At 66.0% G+C, this 1,434-nt stretch carries 1 protein-coding gene; it reads right to left on the bottom strand.

What is annotated here, in order from left to right; all coding sequences use genetic code 11:
- The coding region (locus tag ASJ79_RS24070) for an IS1182 family transposase (protein ID WP_067960889.1) at window positions 1-1,365 on the bottom strand (1,365 nt) is incomplete at its 3' end.
- Window positions 1,366-1,434: the final 69 nt, after the last annotated feature.

Below are 1,434 nucleotides of genomic sequence, written 5' to 3'. Positions count from 1 at the left end.
ATATTCGTTGAGCCAGCGTGTGTTTCGTGACTGTTTTCGGGCTGACTGCTGCAGTGCGTGGTGCGGTGAGATTTTGGCGGTCTTGCCTTTGACTGCGGTGGTGCATCGGGAGCGCAGGCAGCAGCCTGCGCAGGCTGCCCCGAAGACGACGTTGCCGGCCGAGGTGATCGTGCGGGTGAGGCCGGCCGGGCAGGTGAGGGTGCCCTCGGTCAGGTCGACGGCGAAGTCGTCGATGGTGAATCCACCCGGTACCGCGGCGCGCAGCGGCATCGGTTTGATCACCGCGACATGCTTGAGTTCAGCAAGCGCTGCGCGTGTTTCGCCGGTGCCGTAGGCCGAATCGCCGAGCACCCGCACCGGTGTCGCCTCCTGCGCCAGCAGGGCCAGTCCGATGACGGCTTCGTGGTTGTCGCTGCCGCTGGCCTTGGTCAGGGCGCAGTCGGTGATGATCCCGGTGTCGGGTTCGACCGCGATGTGGGCTTTGAACCCGTCCTGGCGCCGATGCACCGTCTTGTGGGCGTGCCGCGCCTCGGGATCGACGGTGGAGATCACCCGATCCGGGGCCACCTGCTGCGCGATGCGCCAGTGCCCGTCGGTGCCATCAGAGCCTTCGACGGGTTCGACGTCCTGGCCGGCGACCAGCGCCAACAACGCAATCGCCTCCGCGGCGCGGGGCCCCAATTCCTGCTCGGGCAGATGCCCCAACAGCCGGTGCGCGTCGCTGACCAGGCCATCAACGAGCTGATCGCGGGCGGCCTTGTCGTTCCAGGCGATCGCAGGCTTTCCCGGATCAGCGTAATCGTGGGCGGTGCACTGCGCGGTGATCACCTCGCCGGCACCGGGGACTTCGCGGCCCACGCGGCGGATCGCGGCGATCAGCTGGGTCACCGTGTCCTGGGTGGCCACCGCATCATCGAGGACGGTGGAATCCAACACCCGACGTGTCTTCTTGGCCAACACCCCGGTCTCGGTGACCACGGCTTTGACCGCCTCGAAGATCCGGTTCGGACGACCTGAGGCCGCCAGCCGGCGCCGCCAATACGTCAACGTCGTGGAGTGAAACGCCCCCGAGGTGACGGGCAACCCGCATGCGGCTTTCCAGCGCAGATCGAAGGTGACCGCATCGACGGTTTCGTTATCGGAGAGCCCGTGCAGGGCCTGCAAAGTGATGACCGAGGCCATCACCTCGGCCGGCACGCTGGGGCGGCCCCGCTGCGAGGGGAACAGATCGGCGAACATCTCCTCCGGGAACAGCACGTGCCGGTGGGCGGCAAGAAACGCAAACATGCTGTCAGACTTCAGAAGATGACCGGCAACCGATTCGGCATCCAACAACTCAGGTTGATCATCAGAGTGCCCCTGCATTCATCCATCATCTCGAGGACGCGCCCACAAACCCCGCCCGCCACGCCGGATTAATCAGCAGAGTCCTAG

Source organism: Mycobacterium sp. NAZ190054, from assembly GCF_001545925.1.
Lineage (GTDB): Bacteria > Actinomycetota > Actinomycetes > Mycobacteriales > Mycobacteriaceae > Mycobacterium.
This window is presented reverse-complemented; position numbering and strand designations above follow the sequence as displayed.